Source organism: Brochothrix campestris, assembly GCF_046058945.1.
Lineage (GTDB): Bacteria > Bacillota > Bacilli > Lactobacillales > Listeriaceae > Brochothrix > Brochothrix campestris.
Genome location: NZ_CP175511.1, coordinates 889,500 through 908,596, shown reverse-complemented (window position 1 = coordinate 908,596; position 19,097 = coordinate 889,500). Strand labels below are relative to the sequence as shown.

At 40.5% G+C, this 19,097-nt stretch carries 19 protein-coding genes, 1 tRNA gene and 1 other annotated feature; of the genes, 7 read left to right on the top strand and 13 right to left on the bottom strand.

What is annotated here, in order from left to right; genetic code table 11:
• Positions 1-15 precede the first annotated feature (15 nt).
• The 6 genes from ACJYYY_RS04590 to ACJYYY_RS04565 all read right to left on the bottom strand — a co-directional run bounded on the left by ACJYYY_RS04590 (position 16) and on the right by ACJYYY_RS04565 (position 8,762).
• On the bottom strand, positions 16-2,652 hold the full coding sequence (locus ACJYYY_RS04590) for a valine--tRNA ligase (RefSeq protein WP_035314007.1): 2,637 nt from the start codon (positions 2,650-2,652) through the stop codon (positions 16-18).
• A gap of 48 nt (positions 2,653-2,700) precedes the next feature.
• Positions 2,701-2,916, bottom strand: a binding site (T-box leader).
• A gap of 86 nt (positions 2,917-3,002) precedes the next feature.
• On the bottom strand, positions 3,003-4,298 hold the full coding sequence (gene hemL, locus ACJYYY_RS04585; RefSeq protein ID WP_035313991.1) for a glutamate-1-semialdehyde 2,1-aminomutase: 1,296 nt from the start codon (positions 4,296-4,298) through the stop codon (positions 3,003-3,005).
• A gap of 13 nt (positions 4,299-4,311) precedes the next feature.
• Complete coding sequence (yihA, locus tag ACJYYY_RS04580; RefSeq protein WP_035313990.1) at positions 4,312-4,893, bottom strand: ribosome biogenesis GTP-binding protein YihA/YsxC; 582 nt, start codon at positions 4,891-4,893, stop codon at positions 4,312-4,314.
• Positions 4,894-4,990: 97 nt separating this feature from the next.
• Positions 4,991-6,241 (bottom strand): ATP-dependent Clp protease ATP-binding subunit ClpX, encoded by a 1,251-nt coding sequence (gene clpX / locus ACJYYY_RS04575; RefSeq protein ID WP_035313988.1) that lies wholly within the window; start codon positions 6,239-6,241, stop codon positions 4,991-4,993.
• Positions 6,242-6,492: 251 nt separating this feature from the next.
• Entirely contained in the window at positions 6,493-7,773 is a 1,281-nt protein-coding gene (tig, locus tag ACJYYY_RS04570) for a trigger factor (protein ID WP_035313985.1), read from the bottom strand.
• Between the two features lie 125 nt (positions 7,774-7,898).
• On the bottom strand, positions 7,899-8,762 hold the full coding sequence (locus ACJYYY_RS04565; RefSeq protein ID WP_035313983.1) for a hypothetical protein: 864 nt from the start codon (positions 8,760-8,762) through the stop codon (positions 7,899-7,901).
• 209 nt (positions 8,763-8,971) lie between these two features.
• Between ACJYYY_RS04565 and ACJYYY_RS04560 the strand changes: the two genes are divergently transcribed.
• Positions 8,972-9,045 (top strand) — tRNA-Arg (locus ACJYYY_RS04560).
• A gap of 120 nt (positions 9,046-9,165) precedes the next feature.
• Here the strand turns inward: ACJYYY_RS04560 and ACJYYY_RS04555 are convergent.
• Complete coding sequence (locus tag ACJYYY_RS04555; RefSeq protein WP_035313981.1) at positions 9,166-9,549, bottom strand: hypothetical protein; 384 nt, start codon at positions 9,547-9,549, stop codon at positions 9,166-9,168.
• A 344-nt stretch (positions 9,550-9,893) separates the two neighbouring features.
• On the opposite strand from ACJYYY_RS04555, the gene ACJYYY_RS04550 reads away from it, so the two are divergent.
• Positions 9,894-10,385, top strand: a complete 492-nt coding sequence (locus ACJYYY_RS04550; RefSeq protein WP_035313979.1) for a DoxX family protein — start codon at positions 9,894-9,896, stop codon at positions 10,383-10,385.
• A 53-nt stretch (positions 10,386-10,438) separates the two neighbouring features.
• Here ACJYYY_RS04550 and ACJYYY_RS04545 read toward each other — a convergent pair whose 3' ends face one another.
• Both ACJYYY_RS04545 and topB read right to left on the bottom strand, forming a co-directional pair.
• Positions 10,439-10,699, bottom strand: coding sequence for a DUF896 domain-containing protein (locus tag ACJYYY_RS04545; protein ID WP_408869166.1), 261 nt, complete (start codon positions 10,697-10,699; stop codon positions 10,439-10,441).
• 87 nt (positions 10,700-10,786) lie between these two features.
• Positions 10,787-12,907, bottom strand: a complete 2,121-nt coding sequence (gene topB / locus ACJYYY_RS04540; protein ID WP_408869165.1) for a DNA topoisomerase III — start codon at positions 12,905-12,907, stop codon at positions 10,787-10,789.
• A gap of 251 nt (positions 12,908-13,158) precedes the next feature.
• Here topB and ACJYYY_RS04535 point away from each other — a divergent pair, with 251 nt between their 5' ends.
• The gene (locus ACJYYY_RS04535) at positions 13,159-13,380 is read left to right on the top strand and encodes a DUF2187 family protein (RefSeq protein ID WP_035313977.1); all 222 of its coding nucleotides are present in this window, start codon (positions 13,159-13,161) and stop codon (positions 13,378-13,380) included.
• Between the two features lie 21 nt (positions 13,381-13,401).
• On the opposite strand, the gene ACJYYY_RS04530 is transcribed toward ACJYYY_RS04535, so the two are convergent.
• Entirely contained in the window at positions 13,402-14,079 is a 678-nt protein-coding gene (locus tag ACJYYY_RS04530; protein ID WP_408869164.1) for a hypothetical protein, read from the bottom strand.
• Positions 14,080-14,323: 244 nt separating this feature from the next.
• On the opposite strand from ACJYYY_RS04530, the gene ACJYYY_RS04525 reads away from it, so the two are divergent.
• The 4 genes from ACJYYY_RS04525 to ACJYYY_RS04510 all read left to right on the top strand — a co-directional run bounded on the left by ACJYYY_RS04525 (position 14,324) and on the right by ACJYYY_RS04510 (position 16,897).
• On the top strand, positions 14,324-14,554 hold the full coding sequence (locus tag ACJYYY_RS04525; protein ID WP_035313975.1) for a hypothetical protein: 231 nt from the start codon (positions 14,324-14,326) through the stop codon (positions 14,552-14,554).
• A 175-nt stretch (positions 14,555-14,729) separates the two neighbouring features.
• Entirely contained in the window at positions 14,730-15,251 is a 522-nt protein-coding gene (locus tag ACJYYY_RS04520; protein WP_408869163.1) for a YcxB family protein, read from the top strand.
• A 169-nt stretch (positions 15,252-15,420) separates the two neighbouring features.
• Positions 15,421-15,963 (top strand): hypothetical protein, encoded by a 543-nt coding sequence (locus ACJYYY_RS04515; protein WP_035313973.1) that lies wholly within the window; start codon positions 15,421-15,423, stop codon positions 15,961-15,963.
• 19 nt (positions 15,964-15,982) lie between these two features.
• Positions 15,983-16,897: a ketopantoate reductase family protein gene (locus tag ACJYYY_RS04510; RefSeq protein ID WP_035313972.1), complete on the top strand. Its 915-nt coding sequence runs from the start codon at positions 15,983-15,985 to the stop codon at positions 16,895-16,897.
• Positions 16,898-16,970: 73 nt separating this feature from the next.
• On the opposite strand, the gene ACJYYY_RS04505 is transcribed toward ACJYYY_RS04510, so the two are convergent.
• From ACJYYY_RS04505 to racE, 3 genes are all read right to left on the bottom strand, one after another.
• A complete protein-coding gene (locus ACJYYY_RS04505; protein WP_408869162.1) occupies positions 16,971-17,483 on the bottom strand; it encodes a metallophosphoesterase in 513 nt (170 codons plus the stop codon).
• Between the two features lie 121 nt (positions 17,484-17,604).
• Positions 17,605-18,213, bottom strand: a complete 609-nt coding sequence (locus tag ACJYYY_RS04500) for an XTP/dITP diphosphatase (RefSeq protein WP_035313971.1) — start codon at positions 18,211-18,213, stop codon at positions 17,605-17,607.
• Position 18,214: 1 nt separating this feature from the next.
• A complete protein-coding gene (gene racE, locus ACJYYY_RS04495; protein WP_408869161.1) occupies positions 18,215-19,024 on the bottom strand; it encodes a glutamate racemase in 810 nt (269 codons plus the stop codon).
• Between the last annotated feature and the right edge of the window lie 73 nt (positions 19,025-19,097).

The following is a 19,097-nucleotide window of genomic DNA, read 5'->3' as shown; positions in this document are numbered from 1 at the left end:
GCTTCAGTCCTTTGACTATAGGTTAGCTAACTCTGCGATGCGTTGTTCAACAAGCGCATGTTTTTCTAAATAATCTTGTTCTTTGGCACGTTCAACAGCCACAACCTCGTCTGGCGCATTAGCGACAAAACGTTCGTTGTTCAGTTTTCCTTGCACACGAGCCACTTCTTTTTTCAATTTATCGAGTTCTTTAGCTAAACGTTCCGTTTCAGCTGCAACATCAATTAAACCTTGCAATGGCAAGTAAATTTCAGCGCCTGTGACAACAGCGGTCATTACTTGTGCGGGCACGTCTAATTCCGTATCAATTGTTAATGTTTCGGGATTACAAAAACGCTCAATGTATGATTTATTTTCGACTAATAACGCTTTTACTGCTGGCGTTTTCGCTTTAATCATCATTGTAATCGGACGGCTTAAGGGCGTGTTCACTTCTGTACGAATGGTTCGAACCGCACGAATTACTTCCACGTATAATTTCATCGCTTCAGCCGCTTGCTCGTTGTTCAACTCAACACGTACAGTTGGCCATGCAGCAGTAACAATCGATTCGCCTTCTGTCGGTAATTGTTGCCAAATTTCTTCGGTTACAAATGGCATGAATGGGTGTAGCAAACGTAAAATATTATCCAATACGTAAGCTAAGACCGCTTTCGTTGTTGCTTTAGCGGCTTCATTTTCACCGTAAAGTGTAATTTTACTAATTTCGATGTACCAATCACAGTAGTCATCCCAAATGAAGTTATTTAATTGACGACCAACTTCACCGTATTCATAACGGTCCGCTAACTCCGTTACACGTTCGATTGTTTCGTTTAAACGCGTGAGTATCCATTGATCACTAACATCTGTTACGTTGCTTAAATCGATGTCTTTCGCTTCAAGACCGTCGATGTTCATCATTACAAAACGTGAGGCGTTCCAAATTTTGTTGATGAAGTTCCAGGTTGCTTCAACTTTTTCGTAGCTGAAACGTAAATCTTGACCTGGCGATGTGCCGGTTGTTAAGAAGTAACGCAATGAATCGGCACCGTATTTATTAATGACTTCAATCGGATCAACACCATTACCGAGTGATTTCGACATTTTGCGACCTTCTTCGTCACGAACCAAGCCGTGAATCAGTGCATCTTCAAACGGACGGCGACCGGTAAATTCAACCGATTGGAAAATCATCCGTGATACCCAGAAAGCGATGATATCGTAACCCGTTACAAGGACATTCGTCGGGAAGTAACGTTTGAACATTTCTGCGTCTTCGTCTGGCCAGCCCATTGTTGAAAACGGCCACAAAGCAGATGAGAACCACGTATCTAAGACATCGTTATCCTGTGTCCAGCCTTCGCCTGCAGGAGCTTCCATCCCAACATGTACCTCACCAGCTTCGTTATACCAAGCTGGGATGCGGTGACCCCACCATAATTGACGTGAAATACACCAGTCGTGAATGTTTTCCATCCAACGTGTGTACTGGTTATCGAAACGATCAGGCACAAAATTAACTTTGTCGTCTGATTTTTGTAAGTCAAGTGCTTGCTCAGCTAATGGCCCCATTTTAACGAACCATTGTTTTGATAAGTACGGCTCAACCACTGCATCAGTACGTTCAGAGTGACCAACTGAATGAGGATGATCTTCGATTTTAACGACTAAGTCTAATGCTTCAAAGTCTTTAATAATCGCTTTACGACAGTCAAATCGATCCATGCCATTATATTTGCCTGCTTTTTCGTTCATTGTGCCATCTTCGTTCATTACGATAATACGTGGCAAGTCATGACGGTTACCAACCTCAAAGTCGTTTGGATCATGTGCCGGTGTAATTTTAACGACACCTGAACCAAATTCACGTTCAACATACTCGTCGGCAATGATTGGAATTTCACGGCCGATAATCGGTAATGTAATCGTTTTGCCGATGTATTGTGCATAACGTTCGTCGTCAGGGTGAACAGCAACCGCTGTATCACCAGGAATTGTTTCGGGACGAGTAGTCGCAACTTCTAAGAAACCTGACCCGTCTGTTAACGGGTATTTTAAGTGATAGAAGTGACCGTTTATGTCTTTATGAATAACTTCGATATCAGAAAGTGCTGTTTGAGCCGCTGGATCCCAGTTAATGATGCGTTCACCTCGGTAAATCAACCCTTTTTCGTACAACGTGACAAACACATTGTTGACCGCTTTGTTCAAGCCTTCATCAAGTGTGAAACGTTCTTTTGAATAATCAAGTCCTAAGCCCATGCTTGCCCATTGTTCACGAATGTGACCGGCATATTCTTCTTTCCAGTCCCAAACTTGCTCAACAAATTTTTCACGGCCTAAATCATAGCGTGAAATACCTTCTTCACGTAATTTAGCCTCTACTTTTGCCTGCGTTGCAATACCCGCATGATCCATCCCTGGTAACCAAAGTACATCGTAGCCTTGCATCCGTTTTTGGCGGGTAATAATATCTTGTAAAGTCGTATCCCAAGCGTGACCTAAGTGCAATTTACCTGTTACGTTTGGCGGTGGAATTACAACGCTAAACGGTTGTTTAGCCTCGTCTCCTGTTGCTTCGAAAAAGCCTTTTTTTACCCACCAGTCATAACGGCCGGCTTCGATTGCTTGTGGATCATATTTTGTTGCTAACGGTTCTTTGTTTGTCATTGTAATCATCCCTTTCTGTCCATATAAAAAATGCCCCATTCATCCTCAAAAAAGGACGAAAAGAGCATTCCGCGGTACCACCTTTATACTTCCCCCTTAGAGGAAAGCACTTCATTTACGTAACGGCTCGCACCGGCTTTTTTTACTATGAATTCAAAAAAGCAACTCAGAGGCTACGTTCAACCAAGGATTAGAGAAACTTGCAGCAGCCGTTTCCTCTCTGAACTAATCACTTGATTTACTCTTCCTCATCATCGTTATTGGCAGTATTTAAGTTTCGTTTATTGTAGCATTTCACAGCGACATTCGTCAATGGTTCACCCTCATATCGTCAACACGTGTGCCAGTACTTACTTTTGCAAGATGGCAAAGGTATCTTCCATCGCATTCAAGGTCGCATCAATCTCAACATCGGTGTGGGCCGTCGAAATAAACAAGCCTTCAAACTGCGATGGCGGCAAGTATATGCCACGATCGCTCATTTCACGATAATAGTCACTAAAGCGCGTCAAGTTAGAGCGATTCACATCATTAAAGTTATGAATCGGTCCATCAGCGAAGAAGAAACCAAACATCGAGCCCGCACGGTTAACCGTTACGGGAATCTGATGGGCGCGCCCAATCGTTTCGATACCCGTTGTTAATTTATCAATGATGCGATTAAATTCCGCATACACTGCCGGTGTTAGCTGTTCGAGTGTTGCCACCCCCGCAGTCATCGCTAACGGATTACCCGATAGCGTACCTGCTTGATAGATGTTCCCTGCTGGCGCAACCTGTTCCATGATTGCTCGCGGACCGGCATAAGCCCCTACCGGCATGCCGCCACCGATGACCTTACCTAAACAAGTTAGGTCTGGCGTCACACCGAAATGGCCTTGGGCACATTGTAATCCCACACGGAAACCGGTCATCACTTCGTCAAAAATCAGTAACGCATCATAACGATGTGTTAGGCTACGCAAGCCTTCCAAATAACCTGCAATCGGCGGTACAACACCCATATTACCTGCGACTGGTTCAACAATCAGCGCGGCAACTTGTTGTGGATGTTGTTTTAATACTGCTTCAACAGCCGCTAAATCATTGTAAGGGACTGTGATTGTATCCGCAACAGTACCCTTTGTAACACCCGGCGAATCAGGTAAACCTAAGGTAGCCACACCCGATCCCGCCTTAATTAAGAGCGAGTCGCCATGACCATGGTAACTACCGATACATTTAATGATGAGGTCACGACCAGTGTAGCCTCGCGCTAAACGCAGTGCGCTCATCGTTGCCTCGGTGCCCGAGTTAACAAAGCGGACAGACTCCGCAGATGGTACCCGTTTGATAACTTCATCAGTTAATGCGAGTTCGCTCAAATGATTTGCACCAAAACTCATGCCTTTGGCTGTCATTGCTTGCACGTCTTGAACGACCCGCGGATTGGCATGACCTAAAATAAGTGGCCCCCATGATAAAACATAATCGATGTATTTATTGCCATCGATATCATATAAATAAGCCCCTTCGCCGCGATCGATGTACACCGGTTCGGTATCAACTGAATTAAAGGCTCGCACCGGACTACTCACACCACCTGGCATTTTGGTAACAGCGCTTTTAAACGCGTGTTGTGACTTGCTAATATTACGTTTCGGCATGATGATTCACTCCTTACATGAATTTCTCGATGATTTTCCACGCTTGGTCTTTTCCTAGACCACTTTCAGATGAGAAGGTAACAATATTATCATCGGCGTCGAATTTGAGTGTTTCTTTGATTTCTTTAATGCTTTTTTGCCAGCGCCCCTTCGGAATCTTATCCGATTTAGTCGCGATTACAATGACACGAATATCATGATGTTTTAAAAATTGATACATTGCCACGTCATCACTTGACGGTTTATGGCGCATGTCAACAATTTGAATAACTGCTTTTAGCGGTGGTCGGTCGGTCATATATGTTTCCATCATCACGCCCCATTTGGCACGCTCACTCTTTGAGATTTTAGCATAACCATAGCCTGGTACATCGACAAAGATTAGTTTTTGTTCCACTTCATAAAAATTTAGTGTCTGTGTTTTCCCTGGCTTAGATGAAATACGTGCCATTGCTTTACGTTGTAACATACGGTTTATAAATGATGATTTACCGACGTTCGAACGACCAGCTAAGGCGAATTCTGGCAACTGCCCTTTTGGGTATTGCTCTGGTCTAACAGCCGAGATTAATAGTTCTACTTGATTTACTTTCATCGTCTCGCTCCTTAAAAAAACTACCTTGGCTATAGCACAAGGTAGTTAGCTTATTTACTTGCTCATTTTATATTATACACTAGCAACTGCGGTTGTGCTATGCCATTGCAATTTCAGAGCCGTCTTTCAAGCTTAATAACGGTTGTTCTTCGCCGTTGACAACAGCTGCTGTAATCTTACATTTCGTCACATCTTCACGGGTTGGCACTTCGTACATCACATCTAACATAATATGCTCGATGATTGAACGGAGACCACGTGCACCGGTGCGTCGCTCAATCGCCAGTAAGGCAATCGCGCTAAGTGCATCAGTTGTAAATTCAAGTTCAACGTCATCTAATTCTAATAAACGTTGGTATTGTTTCACTAACGCATTTTTAGGTTCTGTTAAAATTGAAATTAAAGCCGGTTCATCTAACAACTCGAGTGAGGCCATTACTGGTAATCGACCGATAAATTCGGGAATCAAACCGAATTTCAAGAGATCTTCTGGCACTACTTTTTGCATCAATGATTCATCTTCATTGATTGTGTTGTTCTCTTTGCCAAAACCAATCACTTTTTCACCTAAACGATTACGAACGATGCCTTCAATGCCATCAAATGCACCACCAACGATAAAGAGGATTTTGCTCGTATCAATTTGAATAAATTCTTGATTCGGATGTTTTCGTCCACCTTGAGGAGGTACACTTGCAACTGTACCTTCTAAAATTTTAAGCAAGGCTTGTTGAACACCTTCACCAGAAACATCACGTGTAATTGAGGTATTCTCTGATTTACGGGCAACCTTATCGATTTCATCGATGTAAATAATCCCTTTTTCTGCACGTTCGACATCAAAATCAGCTGCTTGAATCAGTTTCAAGAGAATGTTTTCGACATCTTCACCGACATAACCAGCTTCAGTTAAACTGGTTGCATCTGCGATTGCAAATGGTACATCGAGTACGCGCGCTAATGTTTGTGCCAATAATGTTTTACCACTACCTGTTGGCCCGATTAAGCAAATATTACTTTTTTGCAATTCAACATCGCCTTCGGCTTGTGACGCAGTTGCTTGAATGCGTTTGTAATGGTTGTATACCGCGACTGATAACGCACGCTTAGCACGATCTTGGCCGATGACATACTCATCTAAGGTTGAACGAAGTTCACTTGGTTTTGGTAACTCTTCAAAGATGGGTGCTTGTACAGCATCCAATTCTTCTGTGATAATTTCATTGCATAAATCGACACATTCATCACAAATGTAAACGCCTGGCCCTGCAATTAATTTTTTGACCTCATCTTGTGATTTGCCACAGAATGAGCATTTTAACTGGCTTTTTTCATCGAATTTTGACACGAACGTCACTCCTTAAATCAACTCGTACATTAAGATAACAACTGCCCTTATCCCGCTCCCGAATATGCTTATATTTCTATATTTACTATACTCATTGCACCCTCAAGTTGCAACTAAAACACTTACACAGATTATATCTTATTATTTTTTTCTAGGACGCTCTCAAAATTGACAAAAAAACACCTTGCAAGAAGCTTATGATAAACAACTTCTTACAAAGTGCTAGTTTAATTGAGCGTTGTCAGTATAACTTAAGCTTCTACTGAACTTTCAACTACAAATTTAACTGCTTTACGGATTTGTAAATCTTCAGTAACAGTTGTTAAATCGCCTAATGCCATACGAACTGTTGCTGCGTCCATTTTGTACATTTCAGCTAAACGATCAACTTCTGTGTTAATTTCTTCTTCAGTTACTTCGATGTTTTCTGCTTTAGCGATTGCATCTAACACTAAGTTAGTTTTAACGCGACCAGCAGCGTCAGTAGCCATTTGTTCATCTAATGCTTCTTCAGTTTGACCAGTGAATTGGAAGTAAAGTTCAGTTGTTAAACCTTGGGCTTCGATATCTTGAGTGAATTGTTTTTTCAACATTTCTTTTTCTTGTTCGATCATTACAGCAGGCACGTCAACTTCTGCGTTTTCAACAGCTTGACCTAATGCTTGGTTTTCTTTTGCTTGAACAGCTTTAGTTGCTTTATCTTCAGCTAAACGTGCTTTAACTTTTTCAGTTAATTCAGCAAGTGTTTCCACTTCGTTGTCGATGTCTTTAGCTAATTCGTCATCTAATTCTGGAACTTCTTTTGTTTTAACTTCGTGGATAGCTACTTTGAATTCAACAGCTTTACCAGCTAAGTCTTCTGCTTGGTAATCTTCTGGGAAAGTTACGTTAACAACAACGTTTTCTTCAGCTTTTTTACCTTCTAATTGTTCTTCGAATCCTGGGATGAATGAACCTGAACCTAATTCTAATGAATAGTTCTCAGATTTTCCACCTTCGAATTGTTCGCCATCTAAGTATCCGTCAAAGTCGATTACAACTGTATCGCCTTTTTCAGCAGCGCCTTCTTTTAATACTAATTCAGCTTGATGACCTTGTAAGTGAGTTAACTCATGTTTAACATCTTCATCAGATACTTCAACGTCAGCTTTATCTACTTTAAGACCTTTGTAATCGCCTAATTTAACTTCTGGTTTAACAGTTACAACTGCTGAGATAACCCAGTCAGAATCTGCTTCGATTTTTTCGATGTCGATGTTTGGAGAAGCAACTGGGTTGATTCCTGTTTCATCGATTGCTGCAGGATAAACTGTTGGTAATAATACGTCTAATGCATCGTTGAATAATGATGCTTCACCGTACATTTGGTTAAACATTTGACGAGGTAATTTACCTTTACGGAAACCTTTTGGTGCCAATGTTTTACGAACTTTTTTGAACGCTTCATCTAAAGCTACTTTTACTTCCGCTTGCGGAATAGTGATTGTTAATTTACCTTCGTTACCTTCTAATTTTTCCCATTGTGCTGTCATTATATAATTCCCTCCAAAATAATGAACGTTTTTAAAGTACTAACGTTCGATATATGTTATTTGTTTTTTAATTTCAACCTTTATCAGTATATACTATACATCGCGTTCATTTCAACTGATAATTACTAAAACCCGATATTTTCTAACGCGTAACGGTCGATTTCATCTAAGATAAGTGCTTTTTGCATTTGCTTGTCAGAGTGGTTTACCCCGTGATAAATCCGCTCTAACCAGCTGACATACGCTTCGACCCATTCATTCAACTGTTGTTGTGATGGTACTTGGGGATAGAGCGCCGTTTGATGGCGGCGAATAACAACAACCGCTTCATTTGCTAAATCAGGGGTGTTATCGGCTAAACGTTTTACAACCGCTTCAATTAACGCGTGATAAAAAAGATTTTCACTGCGTAATGGCGTATGAGCGGGTACGCAATCGAGCGTTTGACCACGGATAGTGAGACGGTATTGTTGTTCATCGCCAATACGATGCAACGCTTCAAGTGCAAAGACACGCTGAGTAACAGTGAGCGCCTTATGTTGGAGCAACGCTTGTATTTCAGGTTGGTAAAATTGTATCTGTACCTCATTACCCGTTTGAAGCAATCCGAGTTGATCGTGTAATGGCCATTGTGCTAATGCGTGCTGATGCTTTTTAAAACCGGGCGTTAAGCGTACAACCTGTTCTCCCGTCGCTTCTTCAGCGACGACTGTCGCTTGAAAACCCTCGATCTCAGTCGCATCAATCAACCACTGTCGATAACACTGGTGCTGCTGTGTTGCCTCAAAGGCTGGCGCTAATTGCTGAATAATGTCACGATCTGTGGTAACAATGCGCATGTAATCTTCACCAACATTTATTGCTTGCTGATAGTTTCGCTCTGCTAAGTACACGTCGATTAATGCCGTTGCCAGTTGTCGATCCTCTGGCGCCATCCGTTGGGCCGAAATCAATACTTTTTTAAGCATCATATCTTCTTCTCGACTCATTTGTTTGTTCCCTCCACCTCTGTTTTCCTTCTTCGTCATTATCTAATCTGATGAACTCGGTGTCAACTGCAACTTTCTTCTATAAATATGGAAGCAGCATCTATTTGGTGCTCATTAAGGGTGTTTAAGTTTATTTCAGCAATACTATTGACTTTTTCCGTGATAAATCATACAATAAGTTTTGTTGAGTACAACATTGTTTCACATTTGTCCTGATAGCTCAGCAGGATAGAGCAATGGCCTTCTAAGCCATCGGTCGAGGGTTCGAATCCCCCTCAGGACATAATTACAACCCCTCCCAACCCTTGATACATAAGTGGTTGGGAGGGGTTTTTGCGCTATAGCAATAAGATTGAAAATGAGGATGGTGGCATGATTTTGCTAGTAAGCATACACCTATCATTTATTGTGTTCGTTTGGTCAGTGGCAATACAATCGTTAACTGGCCAGCCACCACAGCTTTATTTTCTAACCACTGGTAGTCCACCTTCATCCGACAACGGCTAATTTCCCACGGCAATTGATCATGACCTTCGCGTAGTAATTCGCCTAGTACATCCTCCATCAAATCGATGAGCGACTCCGGCTCCGATGCTTTTTCATAGCAAACAATGGTTAATTGTGTCGTTTTTTCCGATGGTGGGACTAAAATATCAGCATTGTTTTGTGTTGTCATCGTCAGCATTGGCAATCGTACCTGCGCTGTTGGCAATAAATGATGCACATCATGTCCTCGTTGCTTGATACGAGCAAAAATGTCGGCATATACATCAAAATAAGCATACATCCTCTCACCCCCTCGTCTTTCTAACTCTAGTATAAGCAACAAGTTGTGTCGTTTGCGAACAAAAGGGCTGTTCAAACTGAACTGTCAGGCGGCCAAAATTAGAACTAATTTAAAAAAGTTGTTGATTTTACCATAAAAATTAGTATTTTATCTCAAAACAGCTTCCGTGTTAATATTTTTGTCACATTTTTATGGCTAAAATCGTAAATTAAGCAAAACTGATTGTTAAATAAAAAAGAGTTACATATACTAAAAGAGTAATAAAAATAGTTACATCGATAAATGCACATCATTCATTTTTACTTAGTTCAGAGAAACAGCTCAATTATGAGGGAGGAATTATTATGTTGAATTGGTTACGAACAAATAAAATTGCAATGGCAATTTTAACAGTCTTACGGGTTTATCTTGGGTATCAATGGTTATCATCTGGTTTCGGAAAAATTACAGGAGATACAGCCTTCAGCGCTGGCGGCTTAATTAACAACATTGTTGCAAATCCGGTCACAGGACCTGAGGGTAACGCTTTATATCCTGCATACAACTGGTTCATTGAAACATTTGCAGCAGGCAACGTTGAATTATTCAGTTTCCTCGTTATGTGGGGCGAATTATTAATTGGTCTTGGTTTAATCGTCGGACTCTTTACTAAAACAGCCGTATTCTTCGGAATGGTAATGAACTTTGCTTTCTTATTCGGTGGCACTGTCTCAGTTAACCCATTATACATTTTAATCGGCTTCTTCATTATTGTTGGTGGTCAAAACGCCGGTAAAATTGGACTTGATTTCTACTTCCGTAAATTTATCGCATCAAAAGCTAAATCAACACGATAATACACTACATAAAAAAAGGCCCTCTGGCAGTTGCCAGAGGGCCTTTTTCATCGTTAAACACGCGGGAATTTATTACTAATAATCGTACTCGCATGTTTTTGTTTATTACGCTCATCTTTAATTTTTTTAGGGGTCACATCGTTGCCTTGTTCGTCCATAATTTTAAGGCCAGAAACCGTATTTAGTACTTGCCCTTTGATTTCAGCTAAGTAGGCTTGGCGTAACACTGCCTGTTCTTTTGTCTCCGCTTCAGTTAGTCCAGTTTCTTTTTTCTTTTTTGCTAACGCATTAATGCGATTCAAATCCACTTTCATTAAGACCACTCCTTCGTTCGATTCATGGTCTTAGAATAGCATAAAAGTAAGCGACTGTCATTCCATTGGTTCAAAATGGTCAAACTTTTATTTAGCTTTCGTAAATGGAATAAATTTGAACGCCACTTTATTTTCATCGTCCAACCGTAAACTGGCATTGAATTTTTTCCCATTTTTACTAATAAATCCTTTTAAAAGATTAGTTTTACGTGTTTTCAACAGTTTCACACACATCGTCCGACTGATTTTTTTATTTAATATTTTTTTGAAGATGACAAAATCACAACTTTCACAGCCAAACACCTTGAATTTTTCAAGTACTGCTTTTCCACAGGTCGGACAGGTGCCAATCGCTTGCGACTCGGCCGTCACATCAATCTGAGCTGTCGCTAATTGTTGCGGGACAACTGCGATTAAATGTTCAATAAAGCGTTGGATACTGCCTAAAAAGGCAGCCTGTGTCCCTGTGCCATCATGGATTTTTTTTAAGTAACCTTCCCATTTCGCTGTCATCTCAGCGCTTGAAATTTCTACATCTTTAATATTTTCACACAGGACGCAGCCTTTGTCGGTCACCCGTATTTGACTTGCGTTCACCTCAATATATTCTTGTCGCTTTAAGGTTTCTAGGATGTTCGCACGTGTGGCTTCTGTACCAATACCCTCAATCGCTTTTAGAATTTTTTTCGCCTCAGCTTCACTGCCTTTTCCAATCGTTTTCATGGCGGTAATTAACGTCCCTTCAGTATATACAGGCGGGGCTTTTGTTTCACAGGCTTTATCGACTAAGGTGGCAGCAACCTGTTCGTGCAGTTGCAACTTCGGCAAAGCAGGCAAATCGTCTTTTTTTACTTTTGGCGTGGTCGTTGCTAAAATAGCTTTCCAACCGCGTTGTTTGACTGTTCGTCCAATTGTTTTAAACGGTTCTGTCTCAACGCTTGTTTCCACCGTTGTTTCATCATACACATACGGTGGGGCAAACATCGCAATCGTTCGTTTGACAATTAAATGATAGAGTTTTTTTTCAAAGTTCCCCAGTTTCGCAAGACTCGCGGCGCTCAGTTTCTTTTTAGTTGGGATAATCGCATAATGCTCTTGTACTTTTGCAGCATCAACATACCGTTTATTCGCATTCAAGCGCGGGTCACTGATTTCAACCTGCTCGATGTTACAATAATCGCTCAGTCCACTCTTTAAATAGTTAAATTCAGCCGGGGTAATGAAATGACAATCCGTTCTTGGATAGGAGACTAATTTACGTTCATATAGAGTCTGTACTATTTTTAAGGTGCTCGCTGGGCTAATTTTATATAAGCGGTTGGCATGACTTTGCAAATCAGATAATGAATACAATTGCGGTGAAGCAACTTGTTTTTGTTTGGTTTCTAACTTGGTTACTCGCGCTGGCTGTTCTGTCTGATAGGAAATGTTCCCTTTTTTGAAATAAGCCCGTAAGTCGGCGAGTGATTTAAACTGTTGCTTATGCTTTGCACGGTAATGACCGTGTTCTGCCTCAACTTCAAGGTACGCTTCGTAATACGTTTCCGGTTTGAATTCAGCAATCTCCTGTTGTCTCTGCCAAATTAAAAACAAGGTTGGCGTTTGTACACGACCAATCGAAAACACACCAGTCAGCCCCTTTTTTTGCAACAATAAGGTGTACAGGCGACTAATGTTCATTCCGACTAACCAATCACTAATTTGCCGTGTTTGCGCCTCAATATAAGCGGAATAATAATCAGCACCTGGTCGTAGCGTTGCGAACCCTTTACGTATCTCGTCGGATTCGAGCGAGTTAATCCAGAGACGCTGCGTTGGCTTCTGAGCATTACCACTGACCTCAATGATAGAACGCGCGATATTTTCACCCTCACGATCACTATCGGTCGCAATGATAATTTGATCCGCTTCATCCAAATAACTTTTGACCTGTTTAAAATGGGCTCGTTTATCTGCTGTCACCTTAAATTGATAGCGTTCAGGAAACATCGGCAATTGCTGCAACTGCCATTTTTTCCAGTCAGCAGTATAATATTCTGGATTTTGCAACTCGACTAAATGACCATAGGCATAAGTGATAATGACATCGGCTGTGAACAACTCATCTTTAATCGCAAAACCACCGGCTATTTTTTGTTTCGATTGAAAGCTATCTGCATATGCTTTTGCTTGACTTGGTTTTTCTGCTAAAATAACAATTTTTGTCACAATACCTTCAACTCCTAGCATGTGTTTACTTTTGTCTCTCCAGTATAACATTTGCGAGCTGCTGAAGGGATTCGTATTTTTTTTCATTAAAAACTAATAATTCTAAAAAATAAAGTTGACTTTAGCAAGAAAACGGTTACAATGTTGTTATAACATCATATTTTTATATTATATGTTTTCTAATTTGAAAATCGGGTAGATAGCGTTAAAGTCTTTAGGGGTCTAATTAAACGATAAGGGGTGTTTCAATTATGGCATTATCAAGCGTGGCTTTTGACAGTAGAGGTAAACAGGTGGAAAAAGAATGCGACTTCAACATCGGTGATGCGGTTCAATTCAACCGTAGTGGTATTTTCTTTAAGGGGACAGTCATTAAACTGTACGATAACTCAGCACTCATCGAACTGTATGATACACCTGCCTATGACTTCAACAATACGGTATGCAACTATAAGCGACTTCAATTAATGTGATACAGCTTTTTCAGCGATCTACTAATGGTAGGTCGCTTTTTGTATATCCTTCTCTTTAACCCACTGATAGATACGATCGAGTAAAAAAAGACGCTCCGCTGTAATGGCTGTTGTGGCTTTCTTCTGAATTATTTTATAACCTTGTGCCCGTTCTGTCTCGCTAACAGCCTTACCATTCGGCCATCGTTTACAGGCATACTTCAACCGCACAACATCTCCTACTTGCACAGGCAAACGCAGATGTGACATTGTTCCCCTTTCACAGCTCAGCTCTGCTTCAATACATTCAATCATTTCGGCCACGTTTATCGTATCATCTTCACAAAAAATCGTTTTCGGACTAACAGCTATTCCTAAGCGTTTTACATCCTCCGCTATTTGTTGACACAAGACTTTTAAATTCTGCTTTTGTTCAATTAGTGAATCTGTCGTCAAATGACAAACTGTGTAACTAATTAGTGCATCGCTCGTTTTATTTTGACAGCGATGAGAACTGATACGATTGATATTTTGCGCACGATAGATGGTGTCATGATTCACATAATAATGCGTGACATGCCTTGGACTTTTACGACTTTTCTCCAGCTTCATTTGCATCATCAGTGGTGTTTTCGTTGATGTCATCATATAAATAATCAGTCCTCTTGGAACTAGCTCAACTTGCTCTGCTTTACGAAAATCTTTATATATTCGTCGCATACTTAACCTCCTCAAAATGCTTACATACATCTATCATAGCTGATGTTTTTTCAAATGAAAAATGATAACGTGAGTCCGCAGAAGAACATTTTACAATATTTATATCTTTAAAGATAGTCATTAATTCGCCTTATTTAGGCGAGTTCACAGAGCTGTCATAATGACTTACGTTTAAGACGTTATTTGTCTGCTATACTTGGTGTTGTAAAGAAAGATATCAATCATAACTAAGGAGATGTTTTAAATGGAACAAATCACAAAAGTCGGTATAAATGGGCAGTACTTCGATATTTCAATTAGAGAAGTTATCAGTGATATCGCCTATACGATTGTTTACAATCCCTTAACAATCAAAGATATTGATCTCGCAGATGAATGGGTCATTACAACAGCTCAAGGTATATGTAAACATAAAATTGCTGCGATTGAAGCAGATGAGCGTCACCACACACGTCGCGTTTTTTTACAAGCATAGCAAATAGCATTTCCGAAACCTATTGACACTAAACTTGCAAGGTGTAGGTATTGCCTGTAATCCGAGAACAACGATCTTTCGTCGTTGTTCTTTTTCCATTCACAGTTACTAAAGAAATTTATCAAGCACAGTTTATGCTATACTAAGAATAATTGTAGCTAGGAGGAACAAAAAGATGGTTATCCACTTCGAAGCATCGACACATGCTTTAATTTCTTACCAAGAACAAAAGTTAAAGCATTCACCTGTCTTTTTCGCTTTTCGCTTTATTTATAGCATCTTAGTAACTGTGATTGTCGGTTTGTTACTGTTTTTATATGAGCAGACCCTTACGGTTATTCTTGTAAGCAGTGCGATTGTTTTTTTTATAACCACGCTTGTTTTTTGTGCCACACCATTATTTAGTTTCTTATTGAGTTGGATTAGTAAAAAAATCACACCGAATACAGCCTTTCCGGTTGAATTAAAGCTCGATGATAACGGATTATCTGCCACTCTTGCTAGTGGGACAACACGGGCACAATGGCATGAGTTTAAACAGATTTATCATGACGATACCTTTTATTTTTTGACAACCAAAAAGGAAGTCTTCACCCTACCAATTGCTTGCCCGATACGGTTCAAACAGCTGATTGGCAAACAGTTAGAGCAACATAATCGCCGCTGTAAAAACAGTTCTTATTTTATCAATCTATAGTTATTTTATTTTAAAATTGTTTAGTCTCTAAAAACTTGGGTAATAGTAAGATATAGTTATTCACGTAACTATAGTTCATGATTCTCTCCCCCTATTGAGATTATGAACGCCCCTACTCTTGGCGACTTTTTATAAGTCGTCTTTTTTATTTTGAGGAGGAATTATTTACATGGTTGTTTTACTTATAGGACTCGGACTATGCTTACTGCTCCTTTTCATCGTCCAGTTATTAACTAAGCTTTTCAAACGAAAAGCTATCAAAAAAACATTTTTCACTTTAATAGCCGCGCTTCTACTAATAACAATCGGCGTTATTTTAACACCTGCTTCTGCAACTGAAGCAACAGAACCAATCGAAAAAAGCAGTGAATCAAGTGCTGCTGAAACGATTGCATCTGACATCGAACCAAACGAGACCACGACTGCATTATCACAGCAGTCGCAAGCGACTGAACAAACAAGTCACACACACAACTCAGCAACAGACACCGAAGCGCGGGCGACACCAACACAAACAATCGACACATCAGTAAATAATAGCAGTACTAGCCATACGCCTGCTTCAACAAGCAGTGTTAGCACAAGTATGACAACTGGCAGCACACCACCAGCGACTTCTTCGTCGACTGTGTCGGATTCATCTGCTCCAAGCAGCAGCGCTAGTCATACTGAAGAATCTGTCCAAGCAGATACAATTACATCAAATGAATAACTAACGGAGGTCTCATATTATGAAAATTGCTATTTTTGGCGTTGGCGCCATCGGCTCGATTTTCGGCCGTCTTTTTACTGAAGCTGGACACGAGGTCACCTATATCGCTCGTGGTAAAACCTTAGCTGTTATCGAACGTAATGGACTTACAATTAAAAGTATTTGGGGCGATTCAAAGGAAGCTGTTATCGTTAAGTCTCGTGATGAGGTCTTATCTGAAACATTTGACTATCTTTTTTTAGCCGTTAAAGCAACTGGCATTGATACGGCCATTGCTGAATTGAGACCCTTGATGAAATCAACAACTGCCCTTATTTCGGTCTTAAATGGCATTGGCAATGAAGAAAAACTCGCAGTAGCCTTTGGAGCAGACAAGATTGTCGGCGGAAGTGTGCTCATGTCCGCTGTACGAATTGATAATGGCATCATCCATCATATCGGTAAAGGAGACTTAGCTGTTGGACAATGGGATGAACAAACCGATGATGAGCGTCTGCCTGCTTTAATTACTTCTTTGGCACAGACCCCATTAAAAGCCCGCATTGTGCCTAATATCCGTGAACAAAAGTGGAATAAGTTGTTATGGAACATTGCCTTTAATCCTATCAGTGCCTTAATGCGTCAAAAAGTAGGCACTATTTTAGCTGATGAACATCTTGCTCGAATTATTCAGCAGATGAAGACTGAATTTTTAGCGATTGCCGCAGCCTATAACATTTCAATTTGGCCTGAGAGTCATACAGGGATCGAACAGCCCGATGAAGGTTCCTTACAACATCTACCTTCGATGGCTCAAGACCGTCTTGCTCAGCAAGAAATGGAACTAGATGCTATTTTAGGTCAGCTGATACAACTCGGCGAGGATAAACACCTACCAGTCGCAACGCTCTCAACCATCTTTCATCTTTTAAGTTATGAACAAGAACATTACTAAAATAACTGCTTGACCACTAAAAAAGCCGATACAGACAGGATAACACCTGTTGTATCGGCTTCTTTAGTTACTTTTATTGCTTTTTAAACACTTGCGTAAGTGCCGTTAATTCGTTATCACTGTCATCCATAAACTTAACAATGATCTCGCTTGCGGTATCCTCAACGATTGCATATGTTTTTTCGCTACGACCACGAGGCAACGAAATACTACCTGGGTTTAAAAAGAGAATGCCATCGCTGTATTCACAGCCGAGTTCATGCGTGTGCCCAAAAAAGACATAGTTTGCTTGACGCATCTTCGCACGATCTTTCAAAATTACAAGATTCACTTTAATGTTAAATAAGTGACCGTGAGTGACAAGGATTTTATTGCCATCCACTTCCCCGATCCATTCGGTTGGATAAACACGACCAAAATCACAATTACCACGGACAATGTTGTAGCCTAATACCGCTTCGTCATCAGCTAACAACTCCGAATCCCCACAGTGAAAAAAAGCATCAACCTTTCCACTATAAATATCTTTTAAATGTAACAACGCTTCCCGATTACCATGATTATCACTGACAACTAAAACTTTCATCCTGTGCTTCCCTTCTCTTCTTACTTATATTAAATACATTGTCGCATGATTTTTCGATTTTGACTAGTTATTTAATTACAAAAAAGTGATAAATATAATTTTCAGACCCACGATACTCTAGTTATTTTGATACTAAGGCAATCAAGTTTGGCAAATCAAGTGCTAATTGTTTAATGGCGTTGCCACGGTGACTGATTAGATTTTTTTCACTCATCGTCATTTGAGCTGTCGTTTTACCAATTGATGGCACATAGAAATAAGGATCGTAACCAAATCCCGCTGTACCGATTGCTTTTTTCGTTATTACACCTGCGATTTCACCTTCATAAAAACGAGTTGCTTCATCAGGAACAGCGACAGCTATCGTGCAGTGGAATTTTGCTGTTCGATTAGTCGTGCCTGTTTTAGCAAGTTCAGCTATCAGCTTGGCATTATTATTCGCATCGCTCTTCGGTTCACCCGCATAGCGAGCAGAATAGACACCAGGTGCCCCATCAAGAGCATCTACACTTAGCCCAGAATCATCACTAATAACCATTTGATTTGTTAAATTCGCAATTGCTTCTGCTTTTAAAGCGGCATTTTCTTTGAAGGTCTTACCTGTTTCCTCAATTTCTGGTATTTCTGGGTAATCATTTAAGGTTTCAATTGTTATGCCATAATCTTCAAATAACGCTTTGAATTCGAAGGCTTTCCCTTCATTATGGGTTGCTATCAATAATTTTTTCATATTATTTCCTTTCTTGACCGATTTTTGCAAACTCGACGACCATTTGTGGTAAGCCTAACCAGTCGGAAGCGATGCCTCCAAATATTTTGGGAGAACCCGTCGTAAAAAAACGATGCTGTTGCGGTTCATCTGATACATTGCGCAACGTGAAATAATCAAGTAACATACTGACTTCACTCGCTGTTTCAAGTCCTGGATTAATCACCTTCACTCGCGGGCCTAGCACATTTTCAATGATAGGTTGTAACAATGGATAATGTGTACAACCGAGTACAAAGGTATCAATACCACTGTTTTTAAACGGGCGTAACGATTGAGCCACCACTTTTTTTGCGACCGACCCTTTGTACTCTGAACTTTCGACGAGTGGGGCAAATTTGGGACAGGCTAATGATTTAACGGCCACCTGATGATTTAATAAGCTCAAGGCGTTCGTATAGGCATCACTTTTAATCGTTCCTTCAGTGCCAATGACACCGACTTGACTGTTTTTTGTTGCTTTAATTGCAGCACGTGCTCCTGGTTGGATGACACCAACGACCGGAATATCCACATTGTCACGAATATAATGTAAGGCTGCTGCCGTTGCTGTGTTGCAAGCAATCACGAGCAACTTAATATTATGTGTTAACAAAAACTGTGTCATATCCATCGTGAATTTACGTACTTGCTCTGGATCACGCGGCCCATATGGACAACGTAAAGTATCACCTAAGTAACAGATGTTTTCATTGGGTAACTGACGCATAATTTCTTTTGCAACAGTTAAGCCTCCAACACCTGAATCGATAACGCCAATTGGTTGATTCATATTTTTTCGCTCCAATTTTTTATTAGGATGGTTTTCTTCGGAAAAGCCGTTGTTCACTCACAGCGGGATTTTT

What these genes read in the sequence shown, in the direction of transcription:
- ACJYYY_RS04590 (WP_035314007.1), bottom strand. Translation starts at nt 2,652, where the DNA reads ATGACAAACAAAGAACCGTTAGCAACAAAATATGATCCACAAGCAATC.
- hemL (WP_035313991.1), bottom strand. Translation starts at nt 4,298, where the DNA reads ATGCCGAAACGTAATATTAGCAAGTCACAACACGCGTTTAAAAGCGCT.
- yihA (WP_035313990.1), bottom strand. Translation starts at nt 4,893, where the DNA reads ATGAAAGTAAATCAAGTAGAACTATTAATCTCGGCTGTTAGACCAGAG.
- tig (WP_035313985.1), bottom strand. Translation starts at nt 7,773, where the DNA reads ATGACAGCACAATGGGAAAAATTAGAAGGTAACGAAGGTAAATTAACA.
- ACJYYY_RS04565 (WP_035313983.1), bottom strand. Translation starts at nt 8,762, where the DNA reads ATGAGTCGAGAAGAAGATATGATGCTTAAAAAAGTATTGATTTCGGCC.
- ACJYYY_RS04555 (WP_035313981.1), bottom strand. Translation starts at nt 9,549, where the DNA reads ATGTATGCTTATTTTGATGTATATGCCGACATTTTTGCTCGTATCAAG.
- ACJYYY_RS04550 (WP_035313979.1), top strand. Translation starts at nt 9,894, where the DNA reads ATGTTGAATTGGTTACGAACAAATAAAATTGCAATGGCAATTTTAACA.
- ACJYYY_RS04545 (WP_408869166.1), bottom strand. Translation starts at nt 10,699, where the DNA reads ATGAAAGTGGATTTGAATCGCATTAATGCGTTAGCAAAAAAGAAAAAA.
- ACJYYY_RS04535 (WP_035313977.1), top strand. Translation starts at nt 13,159, where the DNA reads ATGGCATTATCAAGCGTGGCTTTTGACAGTAGAGGTAAACAGGTGGAA.
- ACJYYY_RS04530 (WP_408869164.1), bottom strand. Translation starts at nt 14,079, where the DNA reads ATGCGACGAATATATAAAGATTTTCGTAAAGCAGAGCAAGTTGAGCTA.
- ACJYYY_RS04525 (WP_035313975.1), top strand. Translation starts at nt 14,324, where the DNA reads ATGGAACAAATCACAAAAGTCGGTATAAATGGGCAGTACTTCGATATT.
- ACJYYY_RS04520 (WP_408869163.1), top strand. Translation starts at nt 14,730, where the DNA reads ATGGTTATCCACTTCGAAGCATCGACACATGCTTTAATTTCTTACCAA.
- ACJYYY_RS04515 (WP_035313973.1), top strand. Translation starts at nt 15,421, where the DNA reads ATGGTTGTTTTACTTATAGGACTCGGACTATGCTTACTGCTCCTTTTC.
- ACJYYY_RS04510 (WP_035313972.1), top strand. Translation starts at nt 15,983, where the DNA reads ATGAAAATTGCTATTTTTGGCGTTGGCGCCATCGGCTCGATTTTCGGC.
- ACJYYY_RS04505 (WP_408869162.1), bottom strand. Translation starts at nt 17,483, where the DNA reads ATGAAAGTTTTAGTTGTCAGTGATAATCATGGTAATCGGGAAGCGTTG.
- ACJYYY_RS04500 (WP_035313971.1), bottom strand. Translation starts at nt 18,213, where the DNA reads ATGAAAAAATTATTGATAGCAACCCATAATGAAGGGAAAGCCTTCGAA.
- racE (WP_408869161.1), bottom strand. Translation starts at nt 19,024, where the DNA reads ATGAATCAACCAATTGGCGTTATCGATTCAGGTGTTGGAGGCTTAACT.